This is a genomic window from Bdellovibrio sp. HCB288, from assembly GCF_047305935.1.
Lineage (GTDB): Bacteria > Bdellovibrionota > Bdellovibrionia > Bdellovibrionales > Bdellovibrionaceae > Bdellovibrio.
The window spans coordinates 2,312,374-2,325,747 of the sequence record NZ_CP178619.1; the positions used below are offsets into that span (position 1 = coordinate 2,312,374).

The window sequence follows — 13,374 nt, forward strand, 5'->3', positions numbered from 1 at the left end:
TTCTTTACAGAAAGGCAATTACAATGGCTTCTAAAATCGAAACTACACCGGATATGGTGCAGAACGTTTACAAGAAGACAGCTGAGCGTATCGCAGTTGTTGGTAAGCGTTTGAACCGTCCTTTGACTCTTGGAGAGAAAATTCTTTTTGGTCACTTGGACGACCCACAAAATCAAGAATTAGTTCGTGGCGAAAGTTTCTTGCTACTTAGACCAGACCGCGTAGCAATGCAGGATGCGACAGCGCAAATGGCTTTGTTGCAGTTCATGCTTGCGAATAAAGATGAAGCAGCCGTTCCTTCCACAGTTCACTGTGACCACTTGATCCAAGCTTACAAAGGCTCGGGCGTGGACATGACAGTTGCCAATCAAACTAACAAAGAAGTTTATGACTTCTTGGCAACAGCTTCTTCCCGTTACAACATCGGCTTCTGGAAACCAGGCGCTGGGATCATCCATCAAGTCATCCTTGAAAACTATGCTTTCCCAGGTGGTTTGATGATCGGTACAGACTCTCACACTCCGAATGCGGGTGGTTTGGGTATGTGTGCAGTGGGTGTTGGTGGATCTGACGCTTCTGACGTAATGGTTGGTCTTCCATGGGAAGTTAAAAATCCAAAATTGATCGGTGTACACCTTAAAGGCAAACTTGGCGGTTGGGCTTCTGCAAAAGACGTTATCTTGAAACTTTGCGGAATGCTGACTGTTAAAGGTGGTACGGATAAAGTTGTTGAGTACTTCGGTGAAGGTACTTCTTCAATCTCTTGTACTGGTAAAGCGACGATCACAAACATGGGTGCAGAACTTGGCGCGACTTGCTCTGTATTCCCATACGATGACCGCATGGGTGCTTACCTGAAATCCACAGGTCGTGATGAGTTGGCAAAAGTTGCTGACGCTCACAAAGACCTGCTAAGCGCTGACGCAGACGTTATCGCAAACCCGGGCAAATACTTCGACGAAGTTTACGAAATCGACTTGTCTGCACTTGAGCCACACCTTGTGGGTCCTCATACTCCAGACTTGGCTCGTCCAATTTCTGCACTTAAAAAAGAAGTGGCTGAAAAAGGTTACACAGTTAAGATTTCTTCTGCGTTGATCGGTTCTTGTACGAATTCTTCGTACGAAGATATCGGCCGTGCGGCCTTCGTTGCTAAACAAGCGATGGAAGTTGGCTTGAAAATGGAAGCTCCATTCCTGGTTTCTCCGGGTTCAACACAAATCCAAAACACGATTGAACGCGACGGTCAAATGGCGACGTTCAACGAAGTGGGCGCTACTGTTCTTGCGAACGCTTGCGGTCCTTGTATCGGTCAATGGAGACGTGACGACGTTAAATCCGGCGAGAAGAATACAATCGTAACTTCTTTCAACCGTAACTTCCGCGCACGTAACGATGCGAATCCAGAGACTTTGGCGTTCATCGCTTCTCCTGAAATCGTAATGGCGTTGGGTCTTGCAGGTCGTTTGGACTTCAATCCTCAAACTGACGAATTGGTAGGTCCTAAAGGTTCTATCAAATTGCAAGCTCCAGTGGCTCCAGAGTTGCCTGCTAAAGGCTTCATCGCTGACACTGAAGGTTACCAAAAACCAGCGGGAGCAACTGCTCAAGTGGCGGTGAATCCTTCTTCAGACCGTTTGCAACTTCTTTCTCCATTCACTAAATGGGATGGTAACGACTTCGTTGATAATTTGGTTCTTGCGAAAGCAAAAGGCAAATGTACAACGGATCATATCTCTCCGGGTGGTAAATGGTTGAACTACCGTGGTCACTTGGACAACATCTCTAACAACATGTTGTTGGGTGCAGACAATGCATTCACAGGTGAAATCGGTAAAGGTAAAAACCAACTGACTGGCGAAACTGGTATCGAATACGCGCAAATCGCACGTAACTACCAAAAAGCTGGTAAAGGCTGGATCATCGTTGGTGACGAAAACTACGGTGAGGGTTCTTCCCGTGAGCACGCAGCGATGTGCCCAAGACATCTTGGCGCTTCTGCAGTTATCACTAAATCATTCGCACGTATCCATGAAACAAACTTGAAAAAACAAGGTGTGTTGGCTTTGACTTTCGTAAATCCAAAAGACTACGACAAGATCCAGGAAGCAGACAAAGTTTCCCTGGTGGATCTTAAAGATCTAGCTCCAGGCAAGAACGTGAAAATGATCTTGAAACATGCTGATGGTTCTACTGAAACTATCGAAGCAAAGCACACTTACAATGCTGAGCAGTTGAAATGGTTCCGTGCAGGTTCTGCATTGAACTTGATCCGCGGACTCTAAAAAGCCGAAGCGATGAAAACGACCCATCCGACTTCGTAGTCGGATCGGGACTGAACTGTTTTGATCGCTTCTCATCCTAGTAGATATAAACCCTACAATCTGAAGAGGTTGTGGGGTTTTTGTTTTTAGCCGGTCGGGCATCTTTTTTCAATAGCGACTGTCCATGGTGGCAGCGGTCCCATATATCCACAATAAGTCTTATCGTCGCCATCGGCCGGAACAAAACTTGTTGTATCGGAAAATTGAAACGTACTGGCCGATTTTCCTAAAAGAGCAACAGCGAGTTGGTAAAGCGCTGCCTCACTTCGTTCGCGATGAGTTTGATGGTTTTCTAGAGTGCGGAATTCCCGAAAATGGATTTGTCAGGGTATATTGCTATGGCTGCCGCCACTCTGGTATTATTCCTTTTTCCTGCAAACGCAGAGGATTTTGCCCAAGTTGTTGTGCCAGGCGGATGAACGATGAGGCGGCCCATCTTGTAGATGCCGTTATTCCGGAGATTCCCGTAAGGCAGTGGGTTTTGTCTTTTCCATTCAAAATGCGGTTCTTGATGGCTCGTAATCAGGGTCTTATGAATAAAGCACTAAAAATCTACATAACAGAAATTCAATCGTTTCAAAGAAAGCGCGCCAAGGGGGTGGGGAGTGCAACATAAGGACTCATTATCGGGGAGTTTGAGCGTAGTTCCGTATGGGGAATAGATGTTGGGTATCGGGAAAACCCCTTTTATATGCCTTAGACTTAAATCATCCGCATTGGATCGCGCATGCCGGTGGTGTGCCCGTGATGAATCAAATGGTTCTGCTAAATGGAATCAACAATCATCCAGCACTCGTGCAGGCTTTAAATCGTCGTTTGCTTTTCTTAAGAGTAAAACCCTACTACATGTTCCAATGTGATCCTTCGCAAGGAACGGATCATCTGCGCACTTCAATTGAAGACTCTTTGGAGATTCAAAAAGAGTTGTGGGGGCACTTGTCGGGACTAGCGATGCCGAATCTGTCTGTGGATATTCCCGACGGTGGCGGCAAAACTTATCTCGTCCCTAACTACGAAACCGCGCGCGAAGGAAGCACGCGTTTCTATAAAGGCTGGGACGGAGTCGAAGCAAAGTACGTCAGCCCGGCACCAGAGAAAATCAAAAAGCCCGAGCTGCATCACTATCTGGAAGAATGGACTCAGCTTAAAGCGGCCAAAGCTTCGCTTAATAGGTAACAGTTTAGATCATAGTCCAGTCCTCGCATTAACTTTGTGTTACAAGATATTTAGAACCAAGAATCTGATAACATTTTTAAATGCGTTCATTTTTGGTTTTTCTTCTTTTACAAATGATAATTCATTCGGTTGCATTTGCCGAATGCGATCGATCCCAGATTGCAACCTATATTGGGCAGATCCAGAAGTATTCCGAAAGAAATGGTATTTCTGGTCACATAGACGAACTGGAAAGTTATCTAAAAGACTGCAAAATTTCTAAACGCTCCCTGGGAGTTCCTGACGATTTTTTTCAGAATCTGAAATCTGAAAATCAAAAGTATATGCTCAAGGAAACAAAGAAATCCATCGAGGAATTTACAAAAACAGGCAAACCTGACTTGTTTAAAGATGAATACGATTTTTACACAAAGAATCTTAAAACCGCTAACGCCGGCAAATATTGGGATGAGCAAGTTAAAAAATCTGAGCCCGCATATTTACGTGAAAAGAAAACCTGCACCAATGTGGACTTCTCGAAAGAGATGGGGCCAATTCGGAATCAGGACTCTGTAGGGTGGTGCTGGGCCTTTACATCGGCAGACTTGCTGTCATACAAAACCAAACAAAGAATATCAGCTGCTGATATTGCTTACACCGTCAAATATGATCACGAAAAAATTGGGAAAGACGTTTCGGATTTAGTAGATAAAGGAGCACACGTTCATAATGCATTGAATGCAATGGCAAAGAGTGGCTTATGCCCTGAAAGCAGTATTCCTAGTGAAGACAACGTCAACTCGGAGTATATAGAACTTCTAAAAAAACTCCAAAAAATGGGGTCGATCGGAATAGCCACTCCAGAGGCCCTTGATTGTTCCTCAACTTTATTATCAGTAAAAACACTATTTCCAAATCTTTCTCCAAATGAAATGGCCGCTGTTGTTCAAAAATCCAAATCTACGAACCTCATCAAAAATCTTGCTAATGCATCTTGTAAGAAGAGATTTCATATAAAGTATGAAACTTGGATCGCTCAAAAAGATGCAGATAACCCCATGAAACTTATGGATAGTATCGATGAACAACTTTCCAATAAAAACCCAGTGGCCATCACTTACGATGCGAGTGGCCTTATGAATCGACGGGATTTTGAAGAGTATAAAAGTCATGCGAGCAATCTTGTGGGACGTCGTTTTAACGAAACGACAGGTCAGTGTGAGTATCTTTTAAGAAACTCCTGGGGACGTACCTGCGACCCGTATGATCACCACTACAAATGTCAGGAAGGAAATGTCTGGATTCCCAAAACCGATCTAATAAAAAGAACGAGATTAATTACATATGTTAAATAGCTTAATTATCTCTCTCGTGCTTGCATCTCATGCAGATTCTTTGACCTGCACTCGTGGCGTAATTCGACAGACAACGGGTGGAGCAGTTATCGCCGAGGCTGCAGACTATTGTTTTAACGAAGAAAAAAATCGTCTAATTTCGAAAAACTGCAAAAATAGAGATTGTCCGGCATTTGATAGATTAAAAATCGTCAATTTTTCGGAGATATACGGCCAGCATAGCAATCCGGGATTTAATCTCTGCAGAAAATTAGAGGGGCATCCCCAGATCATCGAATTTAAGGTTGGCAAAGAATGGTACGCCTTGGATCGTTGTGTATTTAAAGACGGGACATTTGCAGACGTAGGGCAGCTACTTGGGTTTTACACCCGAAAATAGCCGCGGGAACGTCGCAGTTTGTTTAAGGACGGTATTCAAGTTCCAGGATGCAGTAGTCGTTTTCAACACCCACTGAAAAATTAAAGAACTCCACTTCGGGTTTGCCGTTGAACTGCAACCACTGTGACATCGAATCGAATTTGCGGGGTTCAGAGTTGCGGTCTGTGACCCAGTATAAAACCTGATAGGCTTTTTTCTCTTTGCTGGGATTATTGTATTCCTGAACCAGGAAGTGCACGCGGAACTCGCGCAGCATTTTTGTGCCTTTGCCACACCAAACTACCAGCCCCCGGCCCATAGACGTGAATTGGCATGCACTTGGTTTCATAGCAAATAACTACTGCAACTGCAGGGCCGAAAAATTGGGGATAGAGCCAACTGTTAAGAAGCACTAGTCGGATGATGGCATGACGGGCCTCTCGCTATTAAAATAACTTATTAACGGAGGCCTCATGAAAGCATTTTTATTAGTAGCTGCGGGATTAATAGCGTCATTTCCCGCATTCGCTCGAATTTCTGACAATCAAGCAAAGGACGCCTATCTTTATGGGTATTCGATAGATGAAGCTTATAAGTTCTTCTATGAAACAGCCGTAAAAACCAAAACTCCATTGAATCGATTTCAAAACATCAGACATCTTGCAGATGATACCTATACGGCACATCCGACGATTAATAATGACACGCTTCATCTGATGGGCTGGATGGATGTTGCGGCAGAGCCCGTGATTATCAGCGTTCCTGATATGGATAAGGGTCGTTACTGGATTTTGCACACAATGGATATGGGGCATTACACGACTTCGATGATTGGAGCGCGCACGCGGGGTAATAAAGGTGGCCACTTCATGTTCGCTTCGAACTCCTGGAAGGGCGAGGTTCCCCCCGATGTTACCGAAGTGATTCGAGTCGATTCGAATTTAGTCAAACTGATGGGACGAATCATGGCTGTTGGCAAAGAAGATGAAAAAACAGCCTTGAAGTATATGGATGATTGGAACATCAGAACTCTTTCAGCATATTTGGGAGTTGCGGGACCCGAGGCAAAAAAGCGCACCTATCCAGAGTTTGAGAAAACAAACTGGGTGGAGCGTGTGAACTTCGTTCTTTGTGATGGAACGATGGGGGAAGCAGACAAGCAATGGCTCAGTAAGTATAAAGATATCGGACTTAAACCCTGCAATCAAAAATTAACGAAGGATCAGATTGCCGCTGCAAAAACCGGTGAAAAGCTGGGTATGCAGCATATTAAGGATCTGGCACCCAAAATAACCAATGCCGGGGAATCCTTGGGAACCCGGGCGCAACTTGGAAATCAAAAGCGTGATCTGTTTGCAGAAGGAACTTTCCTGGGGCAATGGGGATTGCCTCCGGAAGAAAGTGTTTATTTGAAGGCCGACAAGGGAAGCGATGGTAAAAACATCAATGGTTCTGGTGGCAAGGCTTATCGAATCCAGTTGAAAGCACCGGATGTCAGTCAATTTTGGTCTTTCACGGTTTACGGATCTGACAATCGCTTGATGGCGCACAATGAATTAAACCGTCACAGCCGGGGTGATCGTACTTTGAAACCGGGTAAGGATGGGTTGTACACGATCGAGTTGGCTTCCAAAGGAAGTGCGGATAATCCAAACTATCTGCCCATACCTGAAAAGGACGCCTACATTGTCATGCGCCTATATGGTCCCAGTAAGGAAATCCAAAAGGGTAGTTATAAATTTCCCAATATCGAAGTCGTAGAAACACGAATGCGATAACCTAGGCCCGATTAAGTTGCGACTTGATAGTTTCAAGAAGAAGTTTTGAGTTGATGGGTTTTGTCAGATGGTCTGCAAAACCCGCAGCCAGCGTCCGTAACCGTCAAGGCCGGGCATTTGAATATCCATCAGCTTCGGTGACTGCAAGTCCCGATGAATTCAAAATCGTTCTGATAAGCTCACGGTTGTCGGCTGAATCATCTGGATTCCTAAAAATGTGCTTTTATATGCCTTAGACCTCATCATCTTAAGCAGCGGACGCGAGCTTTATTTCTGACTGCGAAGTTCAGATGGCAATAACAAACCATCCTCTGCACTCAGATGATGTTCGTTTTGAGTTTCAATCCTAAGATGTTTTCTCAAGGCAGCTTTAAACTGCCAACCTCTGACCCACAAGATCGCATCTTGAGTTTTCTTGCCTGGAACATCATAAGCTTCCGCTATTTCAAATCCATACTTACGATAAAGGCGTTCATGGGCTGGAGACAGCACATGGCATATATAGACGTCATAGTCGCTCGCCATTCTTAACCAGGCCATCTCAATGATTTGAGTCGTTCGTTCACGAATTCGTGGATTCTCTGATGCCACAGAGAAGTTTCCGATTTCAACTACGCGGGTACCGCGATCCATAAAGTGCTCAAGCTTCTTTGTTACTGCTAGATCCCCTACATTTTGAGTTCGATTCAAACGGACAAAAGGCAGATCTTTGCGCTGGGATCCTTTTGCACTCAAAGAGTTCGCTTGAAACCATCTCCACGTACCTACCGTGTCGGTTCCCGTGTGAACTTCTGCATAGGTCGTATGTTCAATTTCCAAAGACCGGTCTGCACGAAGTACATCGTCACGAGTCTCTTTAGAGAAAGTCCCACCATAGTTTTTCATCAAACTATCCAGAAAGGCTTCTTGTTGAATAGAACTTTTGGTAAAAAACTCGGGTGAATGTGGATTGGGTAAAGAATTGCGCAAGGCTGCTGGAACCGCCCACCCTGAACTTCCTCGGGTCATTAGGGGATTATTAAATGCTTCAAACTTAAAACCGGGAAGTGGCTCACTGATAATTTCAGCCAAGGGCTCTTGACCTTCAGGCTGCAGGAGTTCGTTCATTCGATATTTATAATTGGTCAGTGGGCTAAAAACCCCAGAGCATTGCATAGCACCCGCGGATGCCCCGAATGGCATGAATGCGAATGCTACAATAAGTGCGCTTAAAAGGCGGATTCCCATAACTCGGAAGAATGCAAAGCACACACCTCGCGGTTTACGTTATAGCTCAGTTCATACTCATCGTAGGGCACCTACCCCAATCTGGGAGTCAGGTGTATAAAACTTCGACAGCTCTACTTCTTTGATTCGCTATTGATCAAAGCATCTATCGCTAATATACATTGCTCGCGCATCGTCTTAAATGCGTCTTTAGTTTTCATCGTCATGGCAATAAAGCCATGCCCCACGACACAGGCATGAATACTCGCAGCACAGGCCGCCGAGTCCTTCACGGGCTTGTATAGTTCAAGCCCAATGGACTCTAACAATGCACTTTGGACTTTCTTGCGGGCACTGGTATTAACCTCTGCGAGAATCACTTTTGCTTCGACCTGAGAGGCCGCCAGATAATAGGTATAAATAAGGTACGTGGCGTTTTCAGGATCTTCAGTGATCCAATGAAACATCGAATCCACATAAGCATGAATCGGACTTAGAGCAGCATTCTTTTTGAGCTTTACGGAGGCACTCTGAATTCCTACCAGGGATTTTTCCATCACTCGCTTGAATCCTTCGTCGTGGATATCAAAGTCGCTTTGAGTGAAATAATAGCGAACCGTACTGAAGGCGACGCCTGCTTTATCGGCTATCTTTTGCAGCGTTATGTTTGCCGCGCCTATTTCGTAAGCCAGAGCAATATACGCATCGACTATCAGTTCTTTTGAATTCGCCGTTCGAGCCATAAAGTGTCCAATCTTTGGTCTACTCTGTAATTTTCCACCAATTCGCTATTTTTAGCAACAATAGTGCTGCAAATAGCATTTATATAGCTTATAACAGCATGCGTTGATTCTATTTGAGACATTAACTTAAAAGGAGTTCTTATGAAAACGTTAGTAGTACTAGTATCATTGTTCGCAGGTTCATTTGCCCATGCTGACTACCACGGTAAAACCATCTGCAAAGGTTTCTACGCAGCCAGTGGTGAGGCCGTATATAATAATCAAAGTGCAGACTTGGGTAAAAAATCCGTCAGCGATGACCAAAGCACCAGAGACAAGTTCTATACATTAAGCGTACAAGATGCATGGCCTTTTCTGTACGAAACAAAGTCAGGCAAGCATGTTTCTCTGGAAAATGCCTCAATGGGTGATGGCATGCGTATTTTCATTTCTGATGATCTTGATGTTTATCCAGAAAATGTTCCTGGCGTTAGATATGGCAAAGGCAGAGTGATCGTTCTATGTAAGACAGAGCCAGGCGGCTTCTAAGCCTTAATAGCTAGATTTCATGCAAAGCGCGATCTCATCAAGATCGCGCTTTGCTTCCACAGGGCCATCGGCCATCGGTCAAATATCTATTTACCAGCCCCCGGCAGGCCCCTGACGGGGCGGGGAGTGCAACATAAGGACTCATTATCGGTGGCAAGCTGAGGTGAAAGCGCAGTTCAACCCTGTGGATTCCTAAAAATGTGCTTTTATATGCCTTAGACCTGGGAACACCAGTGTATAAAGGGCATCACTGATACCCAGTGACTATTGCCACGAGGTGGCTCCGCCCCCTTAGAGCCGTGCCCATTTGCAAACAGCGATATCTGGTCTATAAGATATTGCGAGGTCAGTCTGGTTACATTCAAAACGGTAAGACTGTGATTGAGACTTGTCCAAGAATCTTTCTATTTTCAGAGTTAGATCTTTTTAAGAACGATGTCCTTCGGCAGGCGGAAGCGCTCGCCCCACAGTCCTTCAGGGTCGCGGCGGCCCACAGAGATGATCATCACCACGCGAGAGCGACCGCTTAATCTCAAAATCTTTTTCACACGGCTCTCATCGAACCCTTCCATTGGGCAGGTGTCAAAACCCTGAGCTGCAATAGCCAACATGAAGTTTTCAGCAGCAAGCGCAGTTGATTTCACGGCGACCTCTTCGATATCGCGGGAAGACCAGGGTTTGCGAGGCATGGGTTTGAAGAGTCCCATGATGTTGAACATCAACCACTTCACAGGAGCGAGAATTCTCCAGGAATATACGAAGGGCATTAGTTTGGTGTAGTAGGCTTTCACTGCGGCTGGAGCATTGGGTCCCAGGTGCTGCAAGTTTGCCTGTTGTGAAACTTTCCACGTCGTGGGATCTGCGACAAAGGCCACAAGTTCCTGTGCGGTGCGAGCGGCACCTTGATTCATGCAGGCCAAAGCAGTTTCTTTCTTGGTGCTGTCCTCATGAATCCAGTAAATACGCCACGTCTGCATATTTGATGAGTTGGGTGCCAGCAGTGCTGCATCCAGGGCTTTTTCCATCACGTCGGAAGGCACAGCTTCCGGGGTGTACTTACGAATACTTCTTCTGGCGCGAACGGCTTCAAAAAATTCCATGAGTCCATTTAATAGGGACTCGCAGGAATAGGCAATGAGTTATCCCGTCTTGTTTGCCGGCAGCTATCGGGACCAACAGCGGGGGGCAGAAGTGCCTGTGGCACTTGCAATGAATGTATCAAGTCGGCACTGGGGACTGCCATAATCCATCAGTATGGAATTCACTTGAGTGGGGTCGTGCCGGTTCAGTGCGGGCTCCTGAGAATCATCTGGATTCACATGCCACTGAAGTTTCGCAATCAAAAGACCCGCGATCAGTGCACGACGACAGGCACTTGAGTCTTGCTGAGGGGAGCAAAGTGATTTCAAGTCTCTTTCATAACTTTCCGGTAGAGTCACCGATTGTTCTGCGATCGATGGAGCCAGGTTGTAGAAGCATGACTGAATAGAGTAAAAGTCTGCCGCACCTTCACCTGAAGCCCACGCGACGCCACTCATCGATGGGAAGTAAGGTTTAGCGCCCTGGTGATGACCCACTTCGTGGCAGATCATCAAAGCAAAGCTATCCAGGGTCGTCGTGCGCTCCTGCGCCAGACCGCCGTAAATCACAATCAACTTGGTGTCATCAAAACGCATGGCTTGTGCATTGACGGTCTCATTGTTCCAGCTTCCTTGAAATTCGATACCAGGATAGTTTTTTTGAAAAAGAGAAATCAACTGGGTGAATTCACCCTCAGAAATCGCCGCCTGAGCAACGGACAAGTTCACCAGAACTAAAAGCAATAGTATGTTTAAAATACGCATTTCGACTCCGCGGTGGTGAACGCAAATATATGGCCTTTACTGGAGTTACGGAAATCCGATGGTGGTCGATTGAAATAAATCCGAGCCCTGTTAAAAGATTCGGCAATCCATGGGGGCTGCAAAAAACGTCACGCCGGCTAGTTCGAAGGCAGTGAAGCGTCGTATTTTCAGTATGTTAACGGTCCATATTAATGGCCCTTAATTTGCTTATTACGCTGCAATTATGAAAAACGCAGTACGTTTTCTTATATATGTGACGTTGATGCTGGTGCCGGCTTTCTTTGCTTTTGCGGAAGATCAGCTGCCACCCGTGGAAACCGTTGAAACGGAGTTGGTTGAAAAAACTCTGGAACCTGCCAAGGTTTCAGATAAAGACCACACCGTTATCAAGCTTTCGGAGACCAAGGTATTCACTTTGGAAGCTTATCCCGATGTTGAGGTCATGAAGGAAGCCCTGGGGTTGCATATTCCAGAGAAGGTGCGTGCTCAGATCCTGGCTCGTGGGGGCAAGATCGAAGACGTGAATCCTTTAGAGGCTTACGAAAAGCTTTCTGAAGAAAACAAACAGAAATTCCGTGAAATGCGTCTGCACTATTTGACCAATGCCGCCCAAGTTCTGAACTCCACAAAGTTCGCACTGGGTGCCGGAAGTCTTGTGGGCAATGGCTTTAGTTTTATCAAAGTTAAAACCAAACAGGCATTTGGAAAAGAGACTCCGCAAACTGAAAAATTGCATCGTACATTCGCTCAGCGCAGTGATCAGGCTATTTTGTCTGTATTAAAAGGCATGGATTACAAGCTGTGGTCCCAGGCTCCGTTATTGATTGATTCCAATGAGTTTGGTCTGAGTGCCTCCGTTGGCATCGTAGCTGAAACAGGAGTTATGAAAAGGGGCGCAGGCGGAGCTGAGGAAATGGGTCTGAGCCTTGCTTATAACAAGACCAAGAAAGCCTTTGTATTTGAGATTTTCCATAACACCGAAAGATTTGATAACACCAAAGCAGCGATTTCAGTGATTGGTGTAGTTGCAAAAACCGGAATGACAATGGGACATCGTGAAGGGGCTGAGACTTTGAAAGGTCATTCCTTTTATCCTCCGGCAATTCCAGGTTTTAGTATGAATTCCCCGGAATATTTCGCAGCAGGTTTCAGCAGCAGCCTGGGTTTGCCGCCACCACCACTTGCCGATCTTTTGACGTTCACGAATAAGTTTGAGCGCCACTCCCTGATTCGCGTGACCGTGTCACCTGTCGTAAAGGGATTTGTACGAATTCAGTTTGGCGATGTGAAGGGTTCATTTAAAACAGTCGTTTATCGTTTCGCTGATATGTTTAAATCGATTGCTTACAAACTTCATTTGCTAAGACGCCCGGGACTGTGTTCTGCTGTTTTTGTAACAGCAGCATAAAGGAAGTCCCTCGTGCCCGAAGTCATCAAAAACCCAGCTCTTAGAACGGCCGTTTACTTGCTGGGTGTGGTGTCTTTGATTTTGGGAGTCATCGGCGCCTTTCTGCCAATTCTGCCCACAACTCCTTTTGTTATTTTATCCGCATTTTGTTTTGTCAGAAGCTCGCCCAAAGCGCACGGCTGGCTGTACAACCAACCCTTGTTTGGCAAAGCACTTAGCGACTGGGATCAGCACAGAGCGATTTCAAGACGCGCCAAGATTCTGGCAGTTTCGATGATGGCTTTGTCGGCGTTAATCATGTGGTCACGCGTGAACAATGATATTCTTAACACAGTCATCTCCCTGATTCTATTCAGTGTCGCTGTATTCATAGTTTCCAGAAAAGAGATTTGAAATGAGTCTTGAGATTTTCTTTAAGCAACTCATTCAAAAGACCGAAGCCTCCGAAGAAATCACCAACGCCGGTACGGACGAAGAGGGGTTCTACAAGCCCACACGCACGATTCTGCTGCGCCATTTGCAACTCTTAAAAGACCTCCATAAAAAACCATTGGCAAAACCCATGCTGCGACAGTCCTGGGAATATGTTGTCGAACATCTACCGGCGGAGTGGCTTATTCCAACTGACAAAGCTGATCAGGAAGAGTTAAAAAAGATGCTTTGATCAGCTAAGAT

General features: G+C 45.6%; 16 protein-coding genes. 11 read left to right on the forward strand and 5 right to left on the reverse strand.

Features of this window, described 5'->3' with window-relative positions; genetic code table 11:
- Window positions 1-23 precede the first annotated feature (23 nt).
- From ACLVWR_RS11260 to ACLVWR_RS11280, 5 genes are all read left to right on the forward strand, one after another.
- Window positions 24-2,285 carry an aconitate hydratase gene (locus ACLVWR_RS11260; RefSeq protein WP_413580749.1) on the forward strand — a complete coding sequence of 754 codons (2,262 nt, stop codon included), beginning with the start codon at window positions 24-26 and terminating at the stop codon, window positions 2,283-2,285.
- A 163-nt stretch (window positions 2,286-2,448) separates the two neighbouring features.
- On the forward strand, window positions 2,449-2,940 hold the full coding sequence (locus tag ACLVWR_RS11265) for a transposase zinc-binding domain-containing protein (RefSeq protein ID WP_413580750.1): 492 nt from the start codon (window positions 2,449-2,451) through the stop codon (window positions 2,938-2,940).
- A 131-nt stretch (window positions 2,941-3,071) separates the two neighbouring features.
- Window positions 3,072-3,500, forward strand: a complete 429-nt coding sequence (locus ACLVWR_RS11270; protein ID WP_413583497.1) for a hypothetical protein — start codon at window positions 3,072-3,074, stop codon at window positions 3,498-3,500.
- A gap of 80 nt (window positions 3,501-3,580) precedes the next feature.
- Entirely contained in the window at window positions 3,581-4,834 is a 1,254-nt protein-coding gene (locus ACLVWR_RS11275; protein ID WP_413580751.1) for a C1 family peptidase, read from the forward strand.
- Complete coding sequence (locus tag ACLVWR_RS11280) at window positions 4,824-5,213, forward strand: hypothetical protein (RefSeq protein WP_413580752.1); 390 nt, start codon at window positions 4,824-4,826, stop codon at window positions 5,211-5,213. Before ACLVWR_RS11275 ends, ACLVWR_RS11280 begins: the two co-directional genes overlap by 11 nt.
- 22 nt (window positions 5,214-5,235) lie before the next feature.
- Here the strand turns inward: ACLVWR_RS11280 and ACLVWR_RS11285 are convergent, their stop codons facing one another.
- A complete protein-coding gene (locus ACLVWR_RS11285; protein ID WP_413580753.1) occupies window positions 5,236-5,541 on the reverse strand; it encodes a hypothetical protein in 306 nt (101 codons plus the stop codon).
- A 124-nt stretch (window positions 5,542-5,665) separates the two neighbouring features.
- On the opposite strand from ACLVWR_RS11285, the gene ACLVWR_RS11290 reads away from it, so the two are divergent.
- Window positions 5,666-6,970: a DUF1254 domain-containing protein gene (locus tag ACLVWR_RS11290; RefSeq protein ID WP_413580754.1), complete on the forward strand. Its 1,305-nt coding sequence runs from the start codon at window positions 5,666-5,668 to the stop codon at window positions 6,968-6,970.
- Window positions 6,971-7,023: 53 nt separating this feature from the next.
- Window positions 7,024-7,206: a hypothetical protein gene (locus ACLVWR_RS11295; RefSeq protein WP_413580755.1), complete on the forward strand. Its 183-nt coding sequence runs from the start codon at window positions 7,024-7,026 to the stop codon at window positions 7,204-7,206.
- A gap of 31 nt (window positions 7,207-7,237) precedes the next feature.
- Here ACLVWR_RS11295 and ACLVWR_RS11300 read toward each other — a convergent pair whose 3' ends face one another.
- Window positions 7,238-8,077, reverse strand: coding sequence for a hypothetical protein (locus tag ACLVWR_RS11300; RefSeq protein ID WP_413580756.1), 840 nt, complete (start codon window positions 8,075-8,077; stop codon window positions 7,238-7,240).
- 233 nt (window positions 8,078-8,310) lie between these two features.
- Window positions 8,311-8,919 carry a TetR/AcrR family transcriptional regulator gene (locus tag ACLVWR_RS11305; RefSeq protein ID WP_413580757.1) on the reverse strand — a complete coding sequence of 203 codons (609 nt, stop codon included), beginning with the start codon at window positions 8,917-8,919 and terminating at the stop codon, window positions 8,311-8,313.
- 141 nt (window positions 8,920-9,060) lie between these two features.
- Here ACLVWR_RS11305 and ACLVWR_RS11310 point away from each other — a divergent pair, with 141 nt between their 5' ends.
- Window positions 9,061-9,447, forward strand: coding sequence for a hypothetical protein (locus ACLVWR_RS11310; RefSeq protein ID WP_413580758.1), 387 nt, complete (start codon window positions 9,061-9,063; stop codon window positions 9,445-9,447).
- Between the two features lie 416 nt (window positions 9,448-9,863).
- On the opposite strand, the gene ACLVWR_RS11315 is transcribed toward ACLVWR_RS11310, so the two are convergent.
- Both ACLVWR_RS11315 and ACLVWR_RS11320 read right to left on the reverse strand, forming a co-directional pair.
- The gene (locus ACLVWR_RS11315; RefSeq protein ID WP_413580759.1) at window positions 9,864-10,547 is read right to left on the reverse strand and encodes a nitroreductase family protein; all 684 of its coding nucleotides are present in this window, start codon (window positions 10,545-10,547) and stop codon (window positions 9,864-9,866) included.
- 63 nt (window positions 10,548-10,610) lie between these two features.
- Window positions 10,611-11,291 carry a hypothetical protein gene (locus ACLVWR_RS11320; RefSeq protein WP_413580760.1) on the reverse strand — a complete coding sequence of 227 codons (681 nt, stop codon included), beginning with the start codon at window positions 11,289-11,291 and terminating at the stop codon, window positions 10,611-10,613.
- A 223-nt stretch (window positions 11,292-11,514) separates the two neighbouring features.
- On the opposite strand from ACLVWR_RS11320, the gene ACLVWR_RS11325 reads away from it, so the two are divergent.
- From ACLVWR_RS11325 to ACLVWR_RS11335, 3 genes are read left to right on the forward strand one after another with little or no spacing between them, the layout of a single operon-like run.
- The gene (locus ACLVWR_RS11325; protein ID WP_413580761.1) at window positions 11,515-12,699 is read left to right on the forward strand and encodes a hypothetical protein; all 1,185 of its coding nucleotides are present in this window, start codon (window positions 11,515-11,517) and stop codon (window positions 12,697-12,699) included.
- A gap of 12 nt (window positions 12,700-12,711) precedes the next feature.
- A complete protein-coding gene (locus tag ACLVWR_RS11330) occupies window positions 12,712-13,092 on the forward strand; it encodes a YbaN family protein (RefSeq protein ID WP_413580762.1) in 381 nt (126 codons plus the stop codon).
- 1 nt (window position 13,093) lies between these two features.
- Window positions 13,094-13,363 (forward strand): hypothetical protein, encoded by a 270-nt coding sequence (locus tag ACLVWR_RS11335; RefSeq protein ID WP_413580763.1) that lies wholly within the window; start codon window positions 13,094-13,096, stop codon window positions 13,361-13,363.
- The last annotated feature ends 11 nt before the right edge of the window (window positions 13,364-13,374 follow it).

Coding starts and splice junctions, on each gene's coding strand:
- ACLVWR_RS11265 (WP_413580750.1), top strand. CDS start 2,449: ATGGTGGCAGCGGTCCCATATATCCACAATAAGTCTTATCGTCGCCAT.
- ACLVWR_RS11295 (WP_413580755.1), top strand. CDS start 7,024: ATGGGTTTTGTCAGATGGTCTGCAAAACCCGCAGCCAGCGTCCGTAAC.
- ACLVWR_RS11280 (WP_413580752.1), top strand. CDS start 4,824: ATGTTAAATAGCTTAATTATCTCTCTCGTGCTTGCATCTCATGCAGAT.
- ACLVWR_RS11300 (WP_413580756.1), bottom strand. CDS start 8,077: ATGAACGAACTCCTGCAGCCTGAAGGTCAAGAGCCCTTGGCTGAAATT.
- ACLVWR_RS11275 (WP_413580751.1), top strand. CDS start 3,581: ATGCGTTCATTTTTGGTTTTTCTTCTTTTACAAATGATAATTCATTCG.
- ACLVWR_RS11305 (WP_413580757.1), bottom strand. CDS start 8,919: ATGGCTCGAACGGCGAATTCAAAAGAACTGATAGTCGATGCGTATATT.
- ACLVWR_RS11270 (WP_413583497.1), top strand. CDS start 3,072: ATGAATCAAATGGTTCTGCTAAATGGAATCAACAATCATCCAGCACTC.
- ACLVWR_RS11260 (WP_413580749.1), top strand. CDS start 24: ATGGCTTCTAAAATCGAAACTACACCGGATATGGTGCAGAACGTTTAC.
- ACLVWR_RS11320 (WP_413580760.1), bottom strand. CDS start 11,291: ATGCGTATTTTAAACATACTATTGCTTTTAGTTCTGGTGAACTTGTCC.
- ACLVWR_RS11325 (WP_413580761.1), top strand. CDS start 11,515: ATGAAAAACGCAGTACGTTTTCTTATATATGTGACGTTGATGCTGGTG.
- ACLVWR_RS11310 (WP_413580758.1), top strand. CDS start 9,061: ATGAAAACGTTAGTAGTACTAGTATCATTGTTCGCAGGTTCATTTGCC.
- ACLVWR_RS11290 (WP_413580754.1), top strand. CDS start 5,666: ATGAAAGCATTTTTATTAGTAGCTGCGGGATTAATAGCGTCATTTCCC.
- ACLVWR_RS11315 (WP_413580759.1), bottom strand. CDS start 10,547: ATGGAATTTTTTGAAGCCGTTCGCGCCAGAAGAAGTATTCGTAAGTAC.
- ACLVWR_RS11335 (WP_413580763.1), top strand. CDS start 13,094: ATGAGTCTTGAGATTTTCTTTAAGCAACTCATTCAAAAGACCGAAGCC.
- ACLVWR_RS11285 (WP_413580753.1), bottom strand. CDS start 5,541: ATGAAACCAAGTGCATGCCAATTCACGTCTATGGGCCGGGGGCTGGTA.